The sequence below is a fragment of the Clostridium sp. LBM24168 genome (genome assembly GCF_052953915.1).
The window spans coordinates 2,200,020-2,219,179 of sequence record NZ_CP196861.1 but is presented as its reverse complement, the minus strand read 5'-3'; the positions used below and the strand labels follow the sequence as shown (position 1 = coordinate 2,219,179).

Sequence of the window (19,160 nt, the reverse complement as noted above, 5' to 3'; positions counted from 1 at the left end):
TTTTGTCTTTAAATTGTATGCTGAATGTTGATTGGAATAAGATCGATAATTACAGCGAAGGAGAAATAAGCTATTTTTTATATTTAGAGGGTAAAAATATAAATGCCATTTGCAAAATAAGAAATTTAAGTAGAGAAGTGGTTGAAAGTCAAATAATAGATGGCAAGATAAAATATGGGATTTTAGCCAAGAGTAAAAATGAAAGAGAGTTTTTTAAAATTGTATCCATGTCTGGAAAATCCGATAAAATAAATGCACTGGAGAACTTGGATAAATTTAATAAAAATAGACTTGTAGAATTTATAAAATGTAATTATACTAATATGAGGACTAGAGATAAAGAAAATGCTATATGGATATTAGGGGAGCTTAGAATTAAGCCTGCCTGTGATATTTTGACTAAGGGTGTAGTACATAAACATGTAAATGTTAGGAGAATGGCGGTTTCTGCTCTTGGGAAATTAGGAAATAAGTCGGGGGAAAATGCGCTTATAAGGGCATTGGATGATGATAATCCACAGGTTGTCATGTATGCTATAAAGGCCCTCATAAAAATAAGGAGCAGTAAGGCAGTAGAGAAAGTTAAAAATATAGAAAGCAGTAGCTGCAAAGTATATGTAAAAAATTCAGCTAAAGAATATTTAAATAGTGTTAAAAGCTTTTAAAAGAGGTGATAGCATGGGTTATTTTACAATTAGAGACGAAGCTAATGATAAATTTGAGGAGGAGAAATCTACATTTATAGGTAGTGTGAAGAGAGTGTATACTGAGTCAGAGGCTAGAAAATTTATAAATAAAGTAAAGAGTCATGAAAAAGAAGCAAAGCATAATGTATATGCTTATGTTATAGGAGAGAATATGGGTACACAAAGGTATAGTGATGATGGAGAACCACAAGGAACTGCAGGGCTTCCAGTTCTTGATGTAATAAAAAAAAATAAAATAACAGATGTTGTGGTTGTAGTTACAAGATATTTTGGAGGTATTCTACTTGGACGTGGTGGATTGTTTAGGGCATATTCAAAATCTGCCTCTAGGGTAATAGAGAAGGGAAAAATAGTTGAAAAAACCCTTGGAGTAGAATTGAATATAATAATAAATTATGAAAATTTGGACAAGGTTAAATATGCTTTTGAGAAAAATTCATGGTATATAGAAGATATAAAGTATTCAGATAAGGTCAGTATTTTGATGTATCAAACCACAGAAAACAGTGATAAGGTTATCAACGAAACTATAGAAATCACAAGTGGAAAATGTCAGGTAATAGTTGGTGATGAAGAATACTACTTTAAGATAGGAAGCAGATTGTATAAAGAATAAAATATAAAAATTTGAGATTGTAAATATTTATATGATATAATATTTAATGTTTTTATAGATTGGTAATTGGGAGGGAATCGCATGTCAGGACATTCAAAATGGCATAATATACAGGCGAAAAAAAATAAAATAGATGCCAAGAGAGGCAAAATATTTACCAAAATAGGTAAAGAAATTGCAATTGCTGCAAAAGATGGATCTAATCCAGATACAAATTCAAAATTGAGAGATGTTATATCAAAGGCAAAATCAAATAATATGCCTCAGGATACAATAAATAGAGCCATAAAAAAAGGTTCTGGAGAAATGGAAGGAATAAATTATGAAGAGATAACTTATGAGGGCTATGGCCCTGGTGGTGTAGCCATAATAGTCAAGGCGTTGACTGATAATAAGAATAGAACTGCAGGCAATGTAAGAACTGCATTTACTAGAAGTGGAGGAAATCTTGGAGCTAATGGCTGCGTAGGGTGGATGTTTAATACTAAGGGTCAGATAATAATAGAAAGAACTGAAGATTTGGATGAAGATGATATAATGATGAAAGCACTGGATGCTGGAGCTGAAGATTTTGATGCTCAAGAGGAAGTATTTGAGATAACTACTTCCATAGAGGAATTTGGAAAAGTACGGGATGCTCTTGAAAAGAATGGGTTTGAATTTATTTCAGCTGATATTACTATGATACCAGATAACTTGACTACTGTTGACATGGAAACGGCTGAAAAAGTTCAAAAGCTCATAGACAAATTAGAAGAAGATGATGATGTTGACAGTGTCTATCATAATACAGATTTCCCGGAAGATTTTGAAGAGTAGTTATTTTATAGTATTATAATGTAGATTGAATTTTAACATAACTTTATATAATATTTGGACCATTTTCAATATAGATGCTATGAATGTCTGCAGATTGGATATGGTCTTTTTATTCTTGCAAGCTGTTTTGTAGGAGGGTAAATATATGGATTTAAATGAAATTGTAAAATCTGCCGGATTAACTAAAAAGGCGGCTGATTATTATGGGAATGACATTATTAAAATGTTTAAAAAGTATTTAGAAGATGTAGAGGATAATGTTTCAGGATTAAAAGAAATTAATGAAATTTTAGAGAAATGTAAGAAAATTGTGTATTCAATTCAGCCTGACATAAAAGCAGCGGCTGAAAGTATGCAGATATTAACGAAAGCTTTTAATATCTATGAGAGGCAAAAGGCTGGGTGTATAAAAAAGGAATTGCATAGGATTTTTCCAGGATTTTTTGGAGAATATATTTATCTGAATTTCTCGGAGTATTTTATGGAGCCTTTAGATACTAAAGAAAAAGAGAATTCCTGGGGAAATATTATTAAAATTCTTGACAGAGTTGAATATCCGGATAAAATTGAAAAAATAGAAGAATTAATTAAAGAAAATAGTATTGACTGGGCAGTAGTGGAGAAATTTATTGAGAATAGTAAAAGAAGAATAGGATCTAAAAGTAATGTAAGTATTTATGAATATCCTAATATATTAAATAATTTTAGGGTGACAAAAAATGATGTTGATTTTTGTGATGAACTGTTTATATATATGAGCTCAAAAAATCAAATAGATTATGTGAAAAGTTTATTTGATTTGATAGATGAAGATTTAAAAATACTCAGCAAAATATACAGAAATGTTCAAAATAATACTGATGTAATAATGGATTCTGGAGATCCAAATGAAATTGAAATAGGCAAAGGAATACTGAATATTCCGGAAATAACTTTTGCCGTTTATGAATATAGAAAGTTTCTACCTTTTGGGAATATGGATAGTTTGATATACAGATTTAAAACCAGAATTAAAGAAATTGAAGATGTTATAAATCCTAATAATATATATGTAATTAAAGGTATTGATTCCATATCGGAATACAAGAAGTCCAAAATGAATATTTTTGAATTTGGTTTTTCTTTTTTAGTAGGAGTGAGGACTTCAAGTACAGCACATATTCCGGAAGATATAAAAAAGATCATAATACCTGCCCATAAATATGCATGGTATACTTCTTCCGGAGGTAGGAATATGAAAGATTTAATTATGGAGGATCTATCCACTATAAATTTTCTGGATAATAAATGTAAACTTTCTAATTTTCCGATGATACAATTATACAATGAGGAATACCTTGGTAAAAAAGATGGAAGACTTATATTTAATAGTTATATACCGATAGAATAAAAAATGTGTGTATATGTATAATATTAGTAAATAATGCCCATAATATTCATTGAGGAGGGATATTATGGATACAATAAAATTGCGTAAAACCTTATTAGCAATTTCAACTATACTGGTTTTTGTACTAAGCTGTTATATATGCATAGTTAAAATCAAAGATTACAATACAAAAAAAGATATGTATCAGGTTAATACAAATGGATACGATTCTATAAATACAAATTCTGATGTGGGACATATTGTTTCTGGCAAGGGTAGCTTGATATTTAAAATAGAATATGATAAAAGTGGAGACATTGAAATAGAAAAAGAAGAATCTGCAAAAAAGTTAGCAGGAAGTACTAAAAATGAAGTTGAGGATATCTATAAGAAATCTGGATATGAAATTGATAGCTTTAGTCCCCTTAAAATAGTACTTGTTAAAAAAGTAGATAAATATGCACCTAATAAATATGTAGTTGGAATAAAAGATGGATTTATAGCAATATATAAGACGGATAAAGATGGAAATATGTTTATAGAAGATTCTACACGAGATATAACTGACATAAAGACAAGCAGATTGAAAGATAAGGACATAGAGCTTCTTACAGAGGGAGATAAATATTTTCAATGTGATACGCGTGAAGATGCTGAATCACGCCTTGAGGACTATGAATAATAGCCTCGAGGTTATTTTATTTACTTGAATAAAAGTTTTTAAAATGATAAAGTAATATATGTTATCAATATTTTGGGGAGGGGTAGCTTTCATTGTATGAATATATAATTGGAATATATAAAGGAATCAATAGGGACTACATAATAGTCGAAAACAATGGAATAGGATACAGGATAAATACATCTGGAAGTACTATTGCCAATATCCCTAAAATAGGTGACAATATAATGGTATATGTAATGCAAATAGTAAGAGAAGATTTTATTGGATTATATGGATTTTTAACTAGGGAAGAACTTTCTATGTTTAACCTTCTTTTAGGGGTAAATGGAATAGGAGCCAAAGCGGCTTTGTCACTATTATCCATAACAAGTGTAAATAATCTCAAATACTCCATAATTACGGGTGACGAAAAAACTATAATTAGGGCACCTGGCATAGGAAAGAAAACTGCACAGAGAATTATACTGGAGTTAAGAGATAAAATAGATTCAAAAGTGATAGATGGGGAAGATGAATATTTAACTACTGGAGAAAAACGTTCTGAAGATGATATTGCGGAAGCACTTGAGGCACTTATTTCACTTGGATATTCAGATAAGGAGGCATCTAGAGCACTTCATTCAATAGATAGAAAGAATTCAGTAGAAGATATAATAAAAGATGCTCTTAAATTTTTAATGGGTTAGGTTAGGTGAAGATATATGGAAAATAGAATTGTTACACCTTCTGTGTTAGAAGGAGAAAACGAATATAGTTTAAGACCTAAAAAACTCAAAGAATATATAGGACAGAAAAATGTAAAAGATAAATTGAAGATATTCATACAGGCGGCCAAAAATAGAAAAGAAGCATTAGATCATGTTCTACTCTATGGACCGCCAGGACTTGGCAAGACAACACTTGCAAATATAATAGCAAATGAAATGGGTGGAAGTTTGAAAGTTACATCAGGACCTGCTATAGAAAGAGCTGGAGATTTAGCCGCCATACTTACTAATTTAAATGATATGGATGTATTGTTTATAGATGAAATACACAGATTGAATAGAAGCGTAGAAGAAATACTGTACCCAGCTATGGAGGATTATGCCCTGGATATAGTAATAGGAAAAGGTGCCTCGTCAAGATCCATAAGATTGGATCTGCCTAATTTTACATTGATAGGGGCAACTACCAGAATAGGCCTTTTAACAGCTCCATTACGTGATAGATTTGGAATGCTGTGCCCAATGCAGTTTTATAGTGAAAATGAATTAAGCGAAATTATACTGCGATCTGCAGAAATACTTAATGTAAAAATAAATGTGGAAGCAGCAATGGAGATAGGGAAAAGATCAAGGGGGACGCCTAGAATTGCGAACAGATTGCTAAAAAGAGTAAGAGACTATTCCGAAGTAAAAGGAAATGGAATTATAGATCTAGATATGAGTAAAGCAGCACTTCAACTTTTGGAGGTTGATAGTGAAGGATTTGACAGCATAGATAATAAAATACTTACTGCCATAATAGATAATTTTCAAGGAGGTCCTGTAGGATTGGAAACCCTTGCATATTTTATAGGAGAGGAATTGGATACTGTAGAAGATGTATATGAACCCTATCTTCTTCAAAAAGGATTTATAATAAGGACTCCGAGAGGAAGAATAGCATCGGACAGCGCATATAGACATCTGCATAGATCCAAAAATAATAAAGGATTAAGACAACCATCCCTATTTGACAAATAGAATTTTATGAACTTAGCGAAACGGAGTGAACAAATTGAAAATTACAGACTTTGATTTTTACCTGCCTCAAGAGTTAATTGCCCAGCATCCCTTGAAGCAGAGGGATGAAGCAAGGCTTATGGTGCTTGACAAAGAGAATGGCGAAGTGGAACATAAATTATTTAAGAATATAATAGATTATCTGGATCCAGGTGATTGTCTTGTATTGAATGATACAAGAGTACTTCCGGCCAGATTGATAGGTATGAAAAAGGATACAGGTGGAAAAATGGAAGTACTTCTTTTAAAGCGCATAGATGATGATATCTGGGAAACTCTGGTCAAACCTGGTAGAAGAGCTAGGGTTGGCAGTAGATTCGATTTTGGAAATGGTGAATTGAAGGCAGAGATACTTGAAATTAGAGAAGATGGAAATAGAATAGTCAAATTTGAATATAAGGGTATATTCGAGGAAGTATTAGACAGACTTGGGCAGATGCCACTTCCACCGTACATAAAGGAAAAGCTTGAAGATAAAGAAATGTATCAGACAGTATACTCAAAAGAAGAAGGTTCAGCGGCAGCCCCTACGGCGGGACTGCATTTTACAAAGGATCTCTTAAGAAGAATAGAGAAAAAAGGAGTAAAAATTGCATTCCTAACACTTCATGTTGGTTTAGGAACTTTTAGACCTGTTAAAGTTGAAAATATAGAAGATCATAATATGCATTCTGAGTACTATTGTATGACAAAGGATACTGCAGATAAGATAAATAATGCTAGACAAAATGGTCATAATATAGTTGCAGTGGGAACTACATCATGTAGGACATTGGAAACTATTGGAGATGAAAATGGAAAAGTCCGGGAGCAGTCTGGTTGGACCGATATATTCATATATCCAGGATATAAATATAAGGTTGTGGATAAACTTATAACGAATTTTCATCTTCCTGAATCTACTCTTATAATGCTTGTAAGTGCATTGTGTGGAAGAAAAAGAATATTGGATGCCTATAAGATTGCTGTCGATGAGAAGTATAGATTCTTTAGTTTTGGAGATGCTATGTTCATAAAATAGAGAGGTGTTTTAATGTATAAGCTGCTTAAAAAACAAGGAAATACTAGGAGAGGTCAGCTGAGTACAATACATGGTACTATTCAAACTCCTGTTTTTATGAATGTAGGTACGCTGGCTGCCATAAAAGGTGCAGTTTCAAGTATGGATTTAAAGAGAATAGGATGTCAGATAGAACTTTCCAATACATATCATCTCAGTTTAAGACCTGGGGATACTGTAATTAGAAAGCTTGGTGGTCTCCATAGGTTTATGAACTGGGATAGGCCTATCTTAACTGATTCTGGTGGATTTCAAGTATTTTCTCTGTCAAAAATAAGAAAAATAGAAGAAGAGGGAGTGTATTTCAATTCACATATAGATGGAAGTAGTATATTCATGGGCCCTGAAGAAAGTATGAGGATTCAAAGTAATTTAGCTTCTACTATAGCCATGGCTTTTGATGAGTGTATAGGAAATCCAGCTCCTAGGGAATATGTGCAGAAATCAGTACATAGAACTACAAGATGGTTAAAAAGGTGTAAACTGGAAATGGAGAGATTAAATTCACTTCCGGACACAATAAATAGACATCAGATGTTATTTGGAATCAATCAAGGTGGAACCTATGAGGACATAAGGATAGAACATGCAAAGGTAATAAGTGATATGGAGCTAGATGGATATGCCATAGGTGGACTGGCAGTAGGAGAGAGCGCAGATGAAATGTACAGAATAATAGAAAGTGTTGTGCCAAATCTACCACAGGATAAGCCAATATATTTAATGGGCGTTGGAACACCGCAAAATATACTTGAAGCAGTGGAAAGGGGAGTAGATTTTTTTGATTGTGTTATGCCATCAAGAAATGGGAGACACTCTCATGTATTTACTAGTAAAGGAGAGTTGAATCTCTTAAATGCAAAATATCAGTTAGATGATACTCCAATTGATAACAATTGTAGTTGTCCTACTTGTAAAAATTATACTAGAGCCTATATAAGGCATCTATTTAAGGCAAAAGAAATGCTTGCAATGAGACTCTGTGTAATACATAATCTATATTTTTATAATAATCTAATGAAAGAAATTAGAGATGCCATTGATGGGGATTATTTCCCAAGATATAAAAAAGAGAAACTTGAACAATGGAAATAAAATTTATTGAGGAGGTATATGTGTGAAAAGTTTAACTGGATTAATGCCAATTATACTTGTAGTTATAGTATGCTATATTTTCATGTTCTTGCCGGAGAGCAGGAGAAGGAAAAAATATAATTCAATGTTGGATAGGCTTAAAGTCAATGATGAGATAATTACAAAAGGAGGAATAATTGGTAAGATTACAAATATACAGGAAAAGGAAGTTATAATGCAGACAGGACCTGACAGAGTTAAGTTAAAGATCAGTAAGGCAAGTATAATGAATGTACTATCTCATAGAGATAGTCAGGAAATCTCTAAAAAAGAAGATAAATAATTATGGAATAAAGCATCTTCTGTCCACATAGATACTATTAGATGGGAGGTGTTTTAATTTGGAAAAATATAATGATTATATTCCAGCTGCAGAGGGTGTACTTAGAAGTTTTATAATTACTGTACTTATGCTATTGATATTTGCTGTGGCCATGACTTTTGTAGAAATAAATGAATATATAAGTTCCATTTTTTATATTGTTACTACTATTTTAAGCATAATGTATGGAGCAATATATGCCTCGGAAAAAATAAAGAGAAAAGGGTGGTTTGTGGGAATAATAGTTGCTCTTTTATATGTAATTATACTTTATGTAGTTTCTATAGTTTCAGGAAATTCTGCTGTCATTGGACCTGATGGAATTAAGAGATTTGTGCTTGCACTTTTAGTTGGAAGTATATCAGGTATGATAGGAGTGAACATATAGTTGCCATATGCTGTAAACTTTATTTTGATTATGATTTATGTTATAATCAAACAGAAATCTTTAGAAATGGGGGAAATTAGATGAAACATATAAAAACTTTAAATAATACGAATATAAAGGACAGTTTGAAAAAGCCAGGTTGTAAGGAATGTGCTAATTCATGTCAGTCAGCATGCAAGACTTCTTGTACGGTTGCAAATTTAGCATGTGAAAACTAACATAGACTTAAGGCAGTAACATATGTTACTGCCTTAAGTCTATGCGATAAAAAGAAATATTAATTTAGGAGGAAGAAATTTTGGCTGATATTCATAAGTTTATTCAGGGTGGAAATTATTATGTGATAGATGTTAACTCTGGAGCGGTTCATCTTGTAGATGAACTGGTGTATGATATTTTGGATGAAGATAGACTAAAAAATTTGGATGAGAGCTTAAAGCTTCTTGGAAATAAATATAAAAAAGAAGATATTATTGATGCCTATGAAGAAATTCAATATCTTGTCAAAAATGAAATGCTTTATTCTAAGGATTTATATAAAGATATTGCGGTGAGAAATGACAATACACCTTCTTTTATAAAAGCTCTCTGTTTAAATATTGCCCATGATTGTAATTTAAGATGTAAATATTGTTTTGCAGACGAAGGAGAATACAAAGGAAAAAGAGAACTTATGTCACCGGAAATAGGAAAAAGATCAATAGATTTTGTTATAGAAAAATCGGGGCCCAGAAAAAATATAGAAGTGGACTTGTTTGGTGGTGAACCCCTGATGGCTTTTGAAGCAATAAAGGAAATTGTAGAATATGCGCGAGAACAGGAGAAAGTACATGATAAAAACATAAGATTCACAATGACTACCAATGCAACTTTGTTAAATGATGAGATAATGGATTATCTTGATAAAAATATGGGCAATATTGTTCTCAGTATAGACGGAAGGAAAGAAGTAAATGACAGGGTAAGAGTTAAAGCTGACGGTACAGGGTCTTTTGATTCAATATTACCTAAAATAAAAAAAATGATAAAAATTAGAGATAAATCTAAGCAATATTATGCAAGAGGTACTTTTACAAGAAAAAATACTGATTTTTTTGAAGATATAAAGTTCCTTGCAGACCAGGGATTTGATGAGATATCTGTTGAACCAGTAGTCCTTCCCGGGAATAACCCACTTTCACTGAGGGAAGAGGATTTGCCTGTTATATTTAAACAATATGATAAATTATATGAGGAAATGCTTGATAGAAGCAAGCATGGTAGATCATTTAAATTTTACCACTTCAATATAGATTTAAAAGGTGGTCCATGTGTATATAAGAGAATATCTGGATGTGGTGCAGGACATGAGTATGTAGCAATAACCCCGGAAGGAGACATATATCCATGTCACCAGTTTGTAGGAAACAAGGCTTTTAAGATGGGAAACTTAAAGGATTTTGACAATATAAAAGAGTCAATAAGCAAAAAATTTAAAACTGCTCACATATACAACAAGCCAGAATGTATGAAATGCTGGGCCAGATTTTACTGTAGTGGGGGATGCCAGGCAAATAACTATAATTTCAATGGTGACATAAGAATACCTTATTCACTTGGATGTAAAATGCAGAAAAAGAGAATTGAATGTGCTATTGCCCTTAAATCCAGGACAATGGATAATTAAAATATATTGACGGTTATTTTTTTAAGTAATATAATTGCTAATGTACATACGTGAAATCAGAAGCAGTTGTTCATACACGAAGGAGGATAAAGATGAAATCTAGGGCAAAGAAAAGTACTAGGCTAAGAAGTAGTATAATTTTGCTGTTGTGTCTTATTTTGATAGGATTTTTGGCCTATTCAGGTGCATATGGAATTAATTTAGGTAGTTATAGGCTTAAGCCTTTTGGTGAAGTAATAAATAAGGGACTTGATCTTCAGGGTGGTATTTCCGTATTGGAAGAAATTCAGTCTAAGAACGTAGATCAGAAAACTGTGGATAGAACAGTAGACCTGTTATCTTTGAGGGTAAATAAACTAGGTGTAAGTGAAACTGTAGTAACGAAAGAAGGTAAAAACAGGATAAGAATTGAGATACCTGGAAAATTTGATGCAAAAGAAGTAGTAGATGGCGTTGCAAAGACAGGAGAACTTAAATTTGTTGGGCCTGACAAGAATACTATATTGACAGGAAAAGATGTAAAAGATGCAAGCGCATATTTAAATTCACAGGATAACAAGCCTACAATAAGTTTAAAGTTAAATGACAATGGTACTAAAAAGTTTGCCGATGCCACTAAAAAATATATGGGACAACAAATTGCTATATATCTGGATGATGAAATGCTTACAAATCCGAGGGTAGATGCACATATAACTAATGGAGAGGCTGTGATAACCGGAAGTAATAGCATTGAGGAAGCACAAAAAACAGCTAATCTCATAAAATCAGGTTCCCTACCTGTTTCGGTAAAACCAGTACAAGTTACAACCATAGGGGCATCTCTTGGTGCTAATGCACTTCCGTTAAGCATATTGGCAGGCAAGATTGGTATAGGACTTGTAATGATATTCATGATATTATATTATAGACTTCCTGGGCTTATTGCAGATATAGCACTGACATTATATATATACATAGTTCTGGCTGCATTTGTCAATGTCAATGTTACGTTGACGCTTTCAGGTATAGCAGCATTTTTGCTTACAGTAGGTATGGCGGTAGATGCAAATATACTTATATTTGAAAGGACAAAGGAAGAACTTAAGAGTGGAAAGTCGATAAAGGCTTCTATAAATATTGGGTTTAAGAGGGCGATGACTTCAATCCTTGATTCAAATATAACCTCCATTATATCAGGACTGGTACTTTACAGCATAGGAACAGGAGCTGTAAAGGGATTTGCACTTACGCTCATAATAGGTGTTGTACTTAGTATGTTTACAGCCATAACAGTTACAAGAACTCTTATGAAGTTAGTGGCGGACGTAGGGTTGTTTAGTCATAAGGAGACAATTGGAACCTTCGGTGTTCACGACTTTAGAAAGGGGGTAGCTAAATAATATGAATAACATATACAGAATTATAGAAAAGAGAAAAATATGGTTTACAATATCTCTCATAGTAATTGCCATAGGAATTTTTACTATAGCTACCAAAGGCTTGGAATATGGACTGGATTTTAAAGGTGGTACTGTAATTGAAATAAATTTAGGTGCGGATTTCAATAAACATGACGTAGATAAGATAATTCAGAAATACTCCAATGACTTTCAGTCAAATAAGGTGAACAGCAAGTCGATATCCATAAAAAGTGCTAATTTAAGCAATGATAGTGTAAGCAGCATAATAAAAAGTGTAAAAAAGGAATATCCTAAAAGTACTCTCACAAATCAGGAAAATATAGGAGCATCCATAGGAAAAGAAGCCAGGATAAATGCAATTAAAGCAGTAATCATAGCTATTGCAGCAATGTTTATATATATAGGAATAAGATTTGAATTTAGTTATGGAATGGCAGCAATTATTGGCCTCATCCATAATATACTTATAATGCTTTCCGTTTATGCAGTTGCAAGGGTATCTATAGATTCTAGTTTTATAGCGGCGGCTCTTACAGTTATAGGTTATTCTGTGCATGATACCATAGTTGTTTTCGATAGAATAAGAGAAAATCATAATTATATGAGGAGAGAGGATCCGGAACTTATAGCTGATGCAAGTGTGACCCAGACACTGGCAAGATCTATCAATACTGTTGTGACAGTTGTTATAACTTTAGCTTCAGTCTATATATTGGTACCTTCAGTCAGAAACTTCTCGGAGCCAATACTCGTAGGAATTATTTCAGGATGTTATTCTTCAATATGTATAGCGAGTCCATGCTGGGTACTTATAAAAAGACATATGACTAAGAGAAAAAAATTAAAAACTGTTGTCAATAAAACAAATTAGTTGTTAAAATATCCTTTAATATGTTAGAATAAAAAATCTAGAGTATATTGAAACTCTAGATTTTTTTATTGTGCCAAATCTGCTTATACTGTATTTGTAAAAAATAATAATATAATTTATAATAGAGTTGCTTTTGATAAATTTGGAGGATTTTATTATGGAGATACGACAAGATAATACTCATAATTTCAATTTTTTAGGTCTAGAGGATCCTTTTCTTTTAAAGGATATGGGTAAGGCTTTAAAAAGGATAATTAAAGCGGTAAATGAGAGAGAAAAGATTGTTATATATGGAAACTGTGATTTAGATGGAGTAACAGCTGTATCATTGTTATTTCTTGTTTTAAAATATTTAAATGCGGATGTAGAATATTTTATTTCCGATGACATGAATGACAAGTTGAATATAAATTCAAAGATAATAAAGAACCATATAAAGTTTTTAGGTGCAGAGCTCATGATAACAACTGGATGTGGAAGTAAGTCTATATCGCAGGTTGAATTATGCAAGAAACTTGGTATAGATGTAATAATAACGGATTATCATTACTGTGCTGATATTCTCCCGGGAGCTATTGTTATAAATCCGAATCAAGAGTATTGCAACTACCCTTTTAAGGATTTAACAGCGGTAGGGGTAGCTTTTAAGCTTTCGCAGGCCATTTCTATGTATTATCAGATGAGATGTATAAGCAAGTATCTTGATTTGGTTGTTCTTGGGACACTTTCAAAGGGTACCTACGTAACTGGAGAGAATAAGGAAATGGTGGATCAGGGAATATATAATCTCAAATATACAAATAACTATGGATTTAAGGCGTTGATAAAAGTCCATAATATAAAGAAAATAAACAAGGAGAATATATTCAAACTTTCAAACAGCATGACTCCTTCAACTAATAAAAGCAATAGATATATAGATAATTCCCGAATAGCTGTAGAACTTTTTACAACTGAAAATATGGATAGGGCGGAGCAGATAGCAAAATACCTGAAAAATGAAATTTTGGAATAGTAATTTTACAATCTTTATGATAATATAATGAAGTGTAGCGAATTTTATCAAATGGTTTTAATTTTAGGGGGTAAGATTAGTGGATTTGAAAGATAAGATAAGGGTTATAGATGGTTTCCCAAAGAAAGGTATAAGCTTTAAAGATGTTACTACACTTCTTAAAGATAAGGATGGCTTTAAATATAGTGTTGATAGAATAGCAGAACATTTAAAGGATAAAAATGTTGATATACTTGTTGGACCAGAGGCAAGAGGATTTTTGTTTGGTGCTCCAGTAGCCTATGCCATAGGAGCTGGTTTTGTGCCCGTAAGAAAAGTTGGAAAACTTCCATGTGAAACAGTGAAGGTAACCTATGATTTAGAATATGGAAATGATGAACTAGAGATACATAAAGATGCAATTTCTTCAGGTCAGAGAGTTGCTTTGATAGATGATTTGCTTGCAACAGGAGGTACTATGTCATCTGTTGCCAAACTTGTGGAGAAACTTGGGGGAGAGATAGTAGCTGTGGATTTTGTTATAGAACTTACAGATTTAGAGGGAAGAGAAAAGCTGAAGGGATATGACGTGTTTTCACTGGTTAAGTATAATATATAGCTTATTGGATAAGTTTAAATTGAAAGTTTATATTGTATATAATATAATATTAATAAAAAATAATGGCTGGTTCAATAAACCAGCCATTGATTTTAGGGAGTATTAGTATGCTGGAAAAATTGATGGAGAAAATAGATAAAAATTGTAGCAACGTAAATAAAGAAATGGTAAAAAAAGCATATTATTTTGCAGATAAGGCTCATAAGAAACAAAAAAGAGAATCTGGAGCTCCATACATAACTCATCCTGTAGAAGTGGCTTGCATACTTGCGGATATGGGAATGGACACGGGAACTATAGTTGCGGGGCTTCTTCATGATGTAATAGAAGATACAAATTTTACCCATGATGATGTAACACGGGAGTTCAGTGGTGAGGTAGCAAACCTGGTGGAGGGAGTAACTAAACTTGGACAGCTGGAGTATAAGACAAGAGAAGAGCAACAGGCAGACAATGTAAGAAAAATGCTTCTTGCCATGGCAAAGGATATAAGGGTTATACTCATAAAACTGGCAGATAGACTTCATAATATGAGAACATTAAAGTATATGCCTGTTGAAAAGCAAAAGGAAAAATCAAAGGAAACTCTTAACATATATGCACCATTAGCTCACAGGCTTGGAATGTCAAAGGTTAAATGGGAGCTGGAAGATCTTGCTTTTAGGTACATAAATCCTAATGAATATTATTTTATAGTTAGGAAAATCTCTGAAAAGAGAGCTGAAAGAGAGAAATACATAGATCAAATAATAGGTGAATTAAAGAATAGCCTTGGGGATGCAGGGATAGTTTCAGATATAGAGGGAAGGCCGAAACATTTTTATAGCATATATAGGAAAATGGTAAATAAAAACAAGACAATAGACCAAATATTTGATTTGACAGCAGTTAGAATACTTGTAAATACAGTTAAAGACTGTTATGCAGTACTTGGAATAGCACACACCATGTATAAACCTATACCGGGAAGATTTAAAGACTATATTGCAATGCCAAAGCCAAATATGTATCAATCACTTCATTCCACAGTAATTGGTCCACAGGGTAAGCCCTTTGAAATCCAGATAAGGACTTTTGAGATGCATAAGACTGCTGAATATGGTATAGCTGCTCATTGGAAGTATAAAGAGGGAGTAGAGGAAGAGGATAGTATAGATAAAAAGCTTACGTGGGTTAGAGAAATGCTGGATTGGCAGACTGAAACGTCAGATGCTGAAGAGTTTATAGAGGGATTCAAGATAGATTTATTTTCAGACGAAGTATTTGTATTTACACCTAAGGGTATAGTTATAAATTTGCCTTATGGAGCGACACCTATAGATTTTGCATATAAAATACATACTGATATAGGAAACAGCTGTACTGGAGCTAAGGTAAACGGCAAAATGGTTCCACTTGATTATAAATTGAAGACTGGAGAAATAGTCGAAATACTGGTATCAAGTACTCCAAAAGGACCCAGTATAGACTGGTTGAATGTGGTAAAAAGCAATCAGGCAAAGAGCAAAATAAAATCCTGGTACAAAAAGGCTAAGAAGGAAGAAAATATATTAAAGGGAAAAGAACTTCTCGAAAAAGAAACGAAAAAGCAAGGTTGTAATTTTGGCGAAATAGCTAAAGGCGAGGCTATAAACGTTATATTGAAAAAGTATAACATGGGCTCAATGGATGAATTATATGCAGCAGTTGGTATAGGTGCCTTAAATTTAAATACTGTAGTATTGAGATTTAAGGAAATCCATGATTCAATACTTAATAAGAATGTAACTGATTGGAGAGTCATACAGGATCAACTTAAAAAATCCAACAACAAGTTCAACAGGGCAAAGAAAAAATCACCGGGAGTAATAGTAAAAGGTGAGAGTAATGTGCTAGTAAGGTTTGCAAAGTGTTGTAATCCGGTACCAGGAGATGCTATAGTAGGATACATAACCAAGGGAAGAGGAGTATCTATTCATAGGAGCGATTGCAAGAATATAGATTATCTGTTGAAAAATAAGGAGAATAAGGTTGTGGAAGTAAGTTGGGGAAGACCTAAGGGTGAAGAATATATTACGGAGATACAAATTAAAAGTGAAGACAGACCGAGACTTTTAAATGAATCCATAGAAATTATTAGTGACAGTAATACTTCACTATATGCTGTGGACGCAAAGCCGGTTAAAAATGGTATAGCTATTATAAAGATAAAACTTAAGATTACAGACGTAAGAGATATCAAGGATATCATGAAAAAGTTTAGGAAGATGAAAGGCGTAATGGAAGTATATAGAACAAACAGTTAGAGGTGATAGCATGCGTGCAGTAATTCAGAGAGTGAAAAAATCCAAAGTGGAGGTTGACAATAAGATTATTGGCAAGATTGGAAAAGGACTTAATGTGCTCCTGGGAATATCGAAAGATGATGATGCTTCGGATATAATATATTTGAGAGATAAAATAGTGAATTTGAGAATATTTGAAGATGAAAATGGGAAATTGAATAGATCTCTTATAGATGTTGGTGGAGAATTGCTTGTGGTTTCTCAATTTACACTTTATGGAGATTGTAGAAAGGGAAGAAGACCAAGTTTTGTAGAAGCACTATCAGGTGAAGAATCAGAAAAATTATATGATGAATTTGTGGAAAAGTGCAAGGCAGTGATAAAAAAAGTCGAAACAGGAAAATTTGGCGCCGATATGATAGTATCTATAAAGAATGATGGCCCTGTCACCATACTTTTAGACAGCAAAAAGATGTTTTAAACAATAAATTGGAAATGGAGGTATATCTATGAAAATACAAAAAATGGCTGTTGGAATGTATGCAGCAAACTGTTATATACTTTTAGATGATAATTCAAATGAATGTGCAGTAATTGATCCTGGTGGGGATTCTGACGTTATAAGGGATGTCCTGAAAACTATGAAAGTTGAGAAAGTTAAGTTTATATTGCTGACCCATGGTCATGCTGATCATACCGGAGCTGCTTTAGATATAAAGAATTCCTTTAATGCACCAATTTACTCCAATGAAGAGGATTATAAGATGATGAAACGTGGAACCTTCATGTATGGTGATGTACATGATAGTGTTGATAAATTTCTTAAAGATGGAGATGAACTGGTTTTAGGAAAACTTAAAATAAAGGCTATATATACACCGGGACATTCACCGGGAGGTATGTGCTTTCTTGTAGACAATGTAGTATTTACAGGAGATACATTGTTTTGCGGAAGTATAGGAAGAACGGACATTGAAGGGGGAGATTTTGAGACAATAATAAGGAGTATAAAGGATAAGTTGATGATTTTGCCTGATAATGTAATTGTACTGCCCGGACATGAAGGAAAGAGTTCTATAGGTAGGGAAAGAATTTCAAATCCATTTTTATAGGACTTTATATTATAGATAGATTAATTGAAAAATAAGTGGAGCAAATATATAATGGTTATTGGAATATAGAAATTAAACAGAGAGGAAGTAAATATTTATGGCTATTCAGTCGCCTAAAGGTACCAAAGACGTTCTGCCTAATGAGATATATAAATGGCAATATTTAGAGAATAAGTTTCGAAATATAGCGGCGTCTTATGGACATAGAGAAATAAGAACACCTGTATTTGAGTATACTGAATTATTTCAGAGAGGTGTCGGAGAGACTACAGATGTTGTTCAGAAGGAAATGTATACCTTTCAGGATAGAGGTAATAGAAGCATTACTTTGAAACCAGAAGGGACTTCTCCTGCTGTTAGAGCTTTTGTTCAGGGGAACCTTTATAATGAAGTTCAACCTACAAAATTGTTTTATTTTACTCCGGCACTTCGATATGAAAATGTGCAGCGTGGAAGACTTAGAGAACATCATCAATTTGGGATAGAGGCCTTTGGAGCTGAAGGACCTTCTATTGATGCTGAAGTCATAAGTATAGCAATGAGAATTTATAAAGAACTTGGAGTTAAGGATATAGAGCTCAATATAAATAGCATAGGCTGTGCAGAATGTAGAAAAAAATACAATGCTGAACTTAAAAATTATCTTTCAAAAAGATATGATGAATTGTGTGATACATGCAAGACTAGATTTGATAAAAATCCAATGAGAATATTGGATTGCAAAATAGACGGGAAAAAAGAAATAATAAAAAATGCACCAAGCATACTTGACTATATATGTAGTGAATGTAGGGAACATTTTGAGGGACTGAAAATGTATTTGAAGGCATTAGGTATAGAATTTAAAGTGGATCCACGCATTGTGAGAGGCCTCGATTATTATACCAAGACGGTGTTTGAAATAATAAATAAGGATATTACAATATGTGCTGGAGGAAGATATGATTATCTCATAGAAGAAGTAGGAGGTCCATCCATGCCTGCAATAGGTTTCGGCATGGGAATAGAAAGGACTCTTCTTACTCTTGAAAAAAATGGGATAGAAATACCAAAAAAACCTTACATAGATTTATATATAGGTTCTATGGGTGATAGTGCAAAACTTGAATCACTTAAGCTGGCAAATCTTTTGAGAGAAAATAGCTTGAGGTGTGAATGTGATCATATGAATAGAAAAGTAAAGTCTGAAATGAAGTATGCGAATAAAATAGATGCAAGGTTTACAGTTATAATTGGAGAAGATGAAATTAAATCGGGTGTCGCAAAATTTAAAAGAATGGATGATGGCCAGCAGTATGAGTTAAAGCTGGATGATATTAATGGGATAGCAAGTTTAATGCAATAATATTTATAACAGGAGTTGAA

At 32.9% G+C, this 19,160-nt stretch carries 21 protein-coding genes; all 21 read left to right on the top strand.

Going from position 1 to position 19,160, the window contains the following annotated elements:
* The first annotated feature begins 17 nt into the window (after positions 1-17).
* The 21 genes from ACSVC9_RS11050 to hisS all read left to right on the top strand — a co-directional run bounded on the left by ACSVC9_RS11050 (position 18) and on the right by hisS (position 19,140).
* The gene (locus ACSVC9_RS11050) at positions 18-665 is read left to right on the top strand and encodes a HEAT repeat domain-containing protein (protein WP_446897545.1); all 648 of its coding nucleotides are present in this window, start codon (positions 18-20) and stop codon (positions 663-665) included.
* 13 nt (positions 666-678) lie between these two features.
* The gene (locus ACSVC9_RS11045; RefSeq protein ID WP_446897544.1) at positions 679-1,323 is read left to right on the top strand and encodes a YigZ family protein; all 645 of its coding nucleotides are present in this window, start codon (positions 679-681) and stop codon (positions 1,321-1,323) included.
* Positions 1,324-1,404: 81 nt separating this feature from the next.
* Positions 1,405-2,142: a YebC/PmpR family DNA-binding transcriptional regulator gene (locus ACSVC9_RS11040; RefSeq protein WP_446897543.1), complete on the top strand. Its 738-nt coding sequence runs from the start codon at positions 1,405-1,407 to the stop codon at positions 2,140-2,142.
* A gap of 145 nt (positions 2,143-2,287) precedes the next feature.
* Complete coding sequence (locus ACSVC9_RS11035) at positions 2,288-3,532, top strand: GyrI-like domain-containing protein (RefSeq protein WP_446897542.1); 1,245 nt, start codon at positions 2,288-2,290, stop codon at positions 3,530-3,532.
* A 64-nt stretch (positions 3,533-3,596) separates the two neighbouring features.
* Positions 3,597-4,193, top strand: coding sequence for a hypothetical protein (locus ACSVC9_RS11030; protein ID WP_446897541.1), 597 nt, complete (start codon positions 3,597-3,599; stop codon positions 4,191-4,193).
* Between the two features lie 92 nt (positions 4,194-4,285).
* Positions 4,286-4,882 carry a Holliday junction branch migration protein RuvA gene (gene ruvA / locus ACSVC9_RS11025; RefSeq protein ID WP_446897540.1) on the top strand — a complete coding sequence of 199 codons (597 nt, stop codon included), beginning with the start codon at positions 4,286-4,288 and terminating at the stop codon, positions 4,880-4,882.
* Between the two features lie 15 nt (positions 4,883-4,897).
* A complete protein-coding gene (ruvB, locus tag ACSVC9_RS11020; RefSeq protein ID WP_446897539.1) occupies positions 4,898-5,923 on the top strand; it encodes a Holliday junction branch migration DNA helicase RuvB in 1,026 nt (341 codons plus the stop codon).
* A gap of 34 nt (positions 5,924-5,957) precedes the next feature.
* Positions 5,958-6,983 (top strand): tRNA preQ1(34) S-adenosylmethionine ribosyltransferase-isomerase QueA, encoded by a 1,026-nt coding sequence (gene queA / locus ACSVC9_RS11015; RefSeq protein WP_446897538.1) that lies wholly within the window; start codon positions 5,958-5,960, stop codon positions 6,981-6,983.
* A 12-nt stretch (positions 6,984-6,995) separates the two neighbouring features.
* Positions 6,996-8,117: a tRNA guanosine(34) transglycosylase Tgt gene (tgt, locus tag ACSVC9_RS11010; protein WP_446897537.1), complete on the top strand. Its 1,122-nt coding sequence runs from the start codon at positions 6,996-6,998 to the stop codon at positions 8,115-8,117.
* Between the two features lie 22 nt (positions 8,118-8,139).
* On the top strand, positions 8,140-8,439 hold the full coding sequence (yajC, locus tag ACSVC9_RS11005; RefSeq protein WP_446897536.1) for a preprotein translocase subunit YajC: 300 nt from the start codon (positions 8,140-8,142) through the stop codon (positions 8,437-8,439).
* A gap of 58 nt (positions 8,440-8,497) precedes the next feature.
* Positions 8,498-8,866 (top strand): TIGR04086 family membrane protein, encoded by a 369-nt coding sequence (locus ACSVC9_RS11000; RefSeq protein WP_446897535.1) that lies wholly within the window; start codon positions 8,498-8,500, stop codon positions 8,864-8,866.
* Between the two features lie 80 nt (positions 8,867-8,946).
* Positions 8,947-9,084, top strand: coding sequence for a six-cysteine ranthipeptide SCIFF (scfA, locus tag ACSVC9_RS10995; protein ID WP_291717679.1), 138 nt, complete (start codon positions 8,947-8,949; stop codon positions 9,082-9,084).
* A gap of 80 nt (positions 9,085-9,164) precedes the next feature.
* On the top strand, positions 9,165-10,532 hold the full coding sequence (scfB, locus tag ACSVC9_RS10990) for a thioether cross-link-forming SCIFF peptide maturase (RefSeq protein ID WP_446897534.1): 1,368 nt from the start codon (positions 9,165-9,167) through the stop codon (positions 10,530-10,532).
* 92 nt (positions 10,533-10,624) lie between these two features.
* On the top strand, positions 10,625-11,914 hold the full coding sequence (gene secD, locus ACSVC9_RS10985) for a protein translocase subunit SecD (RefSeq protein ID WP_446897533.1): 1,290 nt from the start codon (positions 10,625-10,627) through the stop codon (positions 11,912-11,914).
* Position 11,915: 1 nt separating this feature from the next.
* Positions 11,916-12,806 (top strand): protein translocase subunit SecF, encoded by an 891-nt coding sequence (gene secF / locus ACSVC9_RS10980; protein WP_446897532.1) that lies wholly within the window; start codon positions 11,916-11,918, stop codon positions 12,804-12,806.
* A gap of 157 nt (positions 12,807-12,963) precedes the next feature.
* The gene (locus tag ACSVC9_RS10975) at positions 12,964-13,821 is read left to right on the top strand and encodes a DHH family phosphoesterase (RefSeq protein WP_446897531.1); all 858 of its coding nucleotides are present in this window, start codon (positions 12,964-12,966) and stop codon (positions 13,819-13,821) included.
* A 79-nt stretch (positions 13,822-13,900) separates the two neighbouring features.
* Positions 13,901-14,419: an adenine phosphoribosyltransferase gene (locus ACSVC9_RS10970; RefSeq protein WP_446897530.1), complete on the top strand. Its 519-nt coding sequence runs from the start codon at positions 13,901-13,903 to the stop codon at positions 14,417-14,419.
* Between the two features lie 107 nt (positions 14,420-14,526).
* Positions 14,527-16,704 carry a RelA/SpoT family protein gene (locus ACSVC9_RS10965; RefSeq protein WP_446897529.1) on the top strand — a complete coding sequence of 726 codons (2,178 nt, stop codon included), beginning with the start codon at positions 14,527-14,529 and terminating at the stop codon, positions 16,702-16,704.
* 10 nt (positions 16,705-16,714) lie between these two features.
* Positions 16,715-17,164 carry a D-aminoacyl-tRNA deacylase gene (gene dtd / locus ACSVC9_RS10960; protein ID WP_446897528.1) on the top strand — a complete coding sequence of 150 codons (450 nt, stop codon included), beginning with the start codon at positions 16,715-16,717 and terminating at the stop codon, positions 17,162-17,164.
* Positions 17,165-17,192: 28 nt separating this feature from the next.
* Positions 17,193-17,795: an MBL fold metallo-hydrolase gene (locus ACSVC9_RS10955; protein ID WP_446897527.1), complete on the top strand. Its 603-nt coding sequence runs from the start codon at positions 17,193-17,195 to the stop codon at positions 17,793-17,795.
* 97 nt (positions 17,796-17,892) lie between these two features.
* Positions 17,893-19,140: a histidine--tRNA ligase gene (gene hisS, locus ACSVC9_RS10950; RefSeq protein ID WP_446897526.1), complete on the top strand. Its 1,248-nt coding sequence runs from the start codon at positions 17,893-17,895 to the stop codon at positions 19,138-19,140.
* Positions 19,141-19,160 lie beyond the last annotated feature (20 nt).

Bases quoted from the DNA above. Each gene is read 5' to 3' on its own strand.
- dtd (WP_446897528.1), top strand. From the start codon at position 16,715: ATGCGTGCAGTAATTCAGAGAGTGAAAAAATCCAAAGTGGAGGTTGAC.
- ACSVC9_RS11040 (WP_446897543.1), top strand. From the start codon at position 1,405: ATGTCAGGACATTCAAAATGGCATAATATACAGGCGAAAAAAAATAAA.
- ACSVC9_RS10955 (WP_446897527.1), top strand. From the start codon at position 17,193: ATGAAAATACAAAAAATGGCTGTTGGAATGTATGCAGCAAACTGTTAT.
- hisS (WP_446897526.1), top strand. From the start codon at position 17,893: ATGGCTATTCAGTCGCCTAAAGGTACCAAAGACGTTCTGCCTAATGAG.
- ACSVC9_RS11050 (WP_446897545.1), top strand. From the start codon at position 18: ATGCTGAATGTTGATTGGAATAAGATCGATAATTACAGCGAAGGAGAA.
- ACSVC9_RS10965 (WP_446897529.1), top strand. From the start codon at position 14,527: ATGCTGGAAAAATTGATGGAGAAAATAGATAAAAATTGTAGCAACGTA.
- ACSVC9_RS11035 (WP_446897542.1), top strand. From the start codon at position 2,288: ATGGATTTAAATGAAATTGTAAAATCTGCCGGATTAACTAAAAAGGCG.
- scfA (WP_291717679.1), top strand. From the start codon at position 8,947: ATGAAACATATAAAAACTTTAAATAATACGAATATAAAGGACAGTTTG.
- ruvB (WP_446897539.1), top strand. From the start codon at position 4,898: ATGGAAAATAGAATTGTTACACCTTCTGTGTTAGAAGGAGAAAACGAA.
- secD (WP_446897533.1), top strand. From the start codon at position 10,625: ATGAAATCTAGGGCAAAGAAAAGTACTAGGCTAAGAAGTAGTATAATT.
- ACSVC9_RS11030 (WP_446897541.1), top strand. From the start codon at position 3,597: ATGGATACAATAAAATTGCGTAAAACCTTATTAGCAATTTCAACTATA.
- ACSVC9_RS10975 (WP_446897531.1), top strand. From the start codon at position 12,964: ATGGAGATACGACAAGATAATACTCATAATTTCAATTTTTTAGGTCTA.
- ACSVC9_RS11045 (WP_446897544.1), top strand. From the start codon at position 679: ATGGGTTATTTTACAATTAGAGACGAAGCTAATGATAAATTTGAGGAG.
- secF (WP_446897532.1), top strand. From the start codon at position 11,916: ATGAATAACATATACAGAATTATAGAAAAGAGAAAAATATGGTTTACA.
- tgt (WP_446897537.1), top strand. From the start codon at position 6,996: ATGTATAAGCTGCTTAAAAAACAAGGAAATACTAGGAGAGGTCAGCTG.